The sequence below is a fragment of the Micromonospora sp. NPDC002389 genome (genome assembly GCF_040296095.1).
Taxonomy (GTDB): domain Bacteria; phylum Actinomycetota; class Actinomycetes; order Mycobacteriales; family Micromonosporaceae; genus Micromonospora.
The window spans coordinates 1,847-5,292 of sequence record NZ_JBEOWP010000037.1 but is presented as its reverse complement, the minus strand read 5'-3'; the positions used below and the strand labels follow the sequence as shown (position 1 = coordinate 5,292).

Sequence of the window (3,446 nt, the reverse complement as noted above, 5' to 3'; positions counted from 1 at the left end):
CCGGCGGTGTCCTACTCTCCCACACCCTCCCGGGTGCAGTACCATCGGCGCTGGAGGGCTTAGCTTCCGGGTTCGGAATGTTGCCGGGCGTTTCCCCTCCGCCATGACCGCCGTAACCTTATCAACATGTCAAACACCAATCCGCACCAACAAACTAGTTGTTGGGGTGTGTTTGTTTGTTGTGAGTTACACAGTGGACGCGTAGCAACTTTGATAGTCAAGTCCTCGGCCTATTAGTACCGGTCAACTGAACCCGTTACCGGGCTTACATTTCCGGCCTATCAACCCAGTCGTCTAGCTGGGGGCCTTACCCCACCAAAGGTGGGTGGGATACCTCATCTTGAAGCGAGCTTCCCGCTTAGATGCTTTCAGCGGTTATCCCTTCCGAACGTAGCTAACCAGCCGTGCCCCTGGCGGGACAACTGGCACACCAGAGGTTCGTCCGTCCCGGTCCTCTCGTACTAGGGACAGCCCTTCTCAAGTATCCTACGCGCACGGCGGATAGGGACCGAACTGTCTCACGACGTTCTAAACCCAGCTCGCGTACCGCTTTAATGGGCGAACAGCCCAACCCTTGGGACCTGCTACAGCCCCAGGATGCGACGAGCCGACATCGAGGTGCCAAACCATCCCGTCGATATGGACTCTTGGGGAAGATCAGCCTGTTATCCCCGGGGTACCTTTTATCCGTTGAGCGACACCGCTTCCACACGCAAGTGCCGGATCACTAGTCCCGACTTTCGTCCCTGCTCGACCCGTCAGTCTCACAGTCAAGCTCCCTTGTGTACTTGCACTCAACACCTGATTGCCAACCAGGCTGAGGGAACCTTTGGGCGCCTCCGTTACCTTTTAGGAGGCAACCGCCCCAGTTAAACTACCCACCAGACACTGTCCCTGAACCGGATAACGGTCCGAAGTTAGATACCCGAATCAACCAGAGTGGTATTTCAAGATTGCCTCCCCTCATACTGGCGTACAAGGTTCACCGGCTCCCACCTATCCTACACAAGCTAACTCAGATACCAATGTCAAGCTATAGTAAAGGTCCCGGGGTCTTTCCGTCCTGCCGCGCGTAACGAGCATCTTTACTCGTACTGCAATTTCGCCGGGCCTGTGGTTGAGACAGTGGGGAAGTCGTTACGCCATTCGTGCAGGTCGGAACTTACCCGACAAGGAATTTCGCTACCTTAGGATGGTTATAGTTACCACCGCCGTTTACTGGCGCTTAAGTTCTCCGCTTCGCCCCGAAGAGCTAACAGGTCCCCTTAACGTTCCAGCACCGGGCAGGCGTCAGTCCATATACATCGAATTACTTCTTCGCATGGACCTGTGTTTTTAGTAAACAGTCGCTTCCCCCTGCTCTCTGCGGCCATACAACGCTCCACCCGCGCGGGGCTTCACGTCTCCGGCCCCCCTTCTCCCTAAGTTACGGGGGCAATTTGCCGAGTTCCTTAACCACAGTTCGCCCGATCGCCTCGGTATTCTCTACCTGACCACCTGTGTCGGTTTGGGGTACGGGCCGCTCAGAACTCGCTAGAGGCTTTTCTCGGCAGCATAGGATCACTGACTTCACCTGAATCGGCTCGGCATCACGTCTCAGCCTACATGCGCCACGGATTTGCCTATGGCACGGCCTACACGCTTACCCCGGCACAACCACCGGCCGGGCTCAGCTACCTTCCTGCGTCACCCCATCGCTTGACTACTACCCGCCAGGTTCCCACGCTCCCCACCCTCAACCCGAAGGTCTTGGATGGTTTGGGTGGTTAGCACAACGAGGTTCGTCAGGGACGCTCTTTCGCGGGTACGGGAATATCAACCCGTTGTCCATCGACTACGCCTCTCGGCCTCGCCTTAGGTCCCGACTCACCCAGGGCGGATTAACCTGGCCCTGGAACCCTTGGTCATCCGGCGGAAGGGTTTCTCACCCTTCTTTCGCTACTCATGCCTGCATTCTCACTCGTGCCGCGTCCACAACTCGATCACTCGGCTGCTTCACCCCCGGCACGACGCTCCCCTACCCATCCACACACCTGCACACAAGCCCGAAGACTCGCGCGAAGCACACATGTGAATGCCACAGCTTCGGCGGTGTACTTGAGCCCCGCTACATTGTCGGCGCGGAACCACTTGACCAGTGAGCTATTACGCACTCTTTAAAGGGTGGCTGCTTCTAAGCCAACCTCCTGGTTGTCTATGCGACCCCACATCCTTTTCCACTTAGCACACGCTTAGGGGCCTTAGCTGGTGATCTGGGCTGTTTCCCTCTCGACTACGAAGCTTATCCCCCGCAGTCTCACTGCCGCGCTCTCACTTACCGGCATTCGGAGTTTGGCTGATTTCGGTAAGCTTGTGGGCCCCCTAGACCATCCAGTGCTCTACCTCCGGCAAGAAACACGCGACGCTGCACCTAAATGCATTTCGGGGAGAACCAGCTATCACGGAGTTTGATTGGCCTTTCACCCCTAACCACAGGTCATCCCCCAACTTTTCAACGTTGGTGGGTTCGGCCCTCCACACGGTCTTACCCGCGCTTCAGCCTGCCCATGGCTAGATCACTCCGCTTCGGGTCTAGAACATGCGACTCAAACGCCCTCTTCAGACTCGCTTTCGCTACGGCTCCCCCACACGGGTTAACCTCGCCACATGCCACTAACTCGCAGGCTCATTCTTCAAAAGGCACGCCGTCACCCCTAAAGGCTCCGACGGATTGTAGGCGAACGGTTTCAGGTACTATTTCACTCCCCTCCCGGGGTACTTTTCACCATTCCCTCACGGTACTCGTCCGCTATCGGTCACCAGGAAGTATTCAGGCTTACCAGGTGGTCCTGGCAGATTCACGGCAGATTTCAGGAGTCCGCCGCTACTCGGGAACATCCATAGAAGACCAGCTGCTTTCACCTACCGGACTATCACCGTCTACGGTCGGCCTTTCCAGACCATTCGACTAACAACTGGTTTTGTAACTTCTTCAGTGAGTGTCAGCCCACCACACAGAGTCCCACAACCCCGACCACGCAACCCCTGACAGGTATCACACGCAACCGGTTTAGCCTACATCCGCTTTCGCTCGCCACTACTCACGGAATCACTGTTTGTTTTCTCTTCCTACGGGTACTGAGATGTTTCACTTCCCCGCGTTCCCTCCACACACCCTATGAGTTCAGGTGCAGGTGACACCACATGACTGGTGCCGGGTTACCCCATTCGGACACCCTGGGATCACAGCTCGGTTGACAGCTCCCCCAGGCCTATCGCGGCCTCCCACGTCCTTCATCGGCTCCTGGTGCCAAGGCATCCACCGTTCGCCCTTGACAACTTGACCACAAAGATGCTCGCGTCCACTGTGCAATTCTCAACAAACAACCAACCCACAACCCACAGCCCCACACCAAACCCGACCACCGCCGGCGGTATGTGAGACCAGGCCATGCCTGGCAACCATC

At 56.8% G+C, this 3,446-nt stretch carries 2 rRNA genes; both read right to left on the bottom strand.

What is annotated here, in order from left to right:
- A 5S ribosomal RNA gene (gene rrf / locus ABT008_RS30315) occupies positions 1-115 on the bottom strand; the annotation flags it as partial.
- A 98-nt stretch (positions 116-213) separates the two neighbouring features.
- Positions 214-3,325 (bottom strand): 23S ribosomal RNA (locus ABT008_RS30310).
- Positions 3,326-3,446 lie beyond the last annotated feature (121 nt).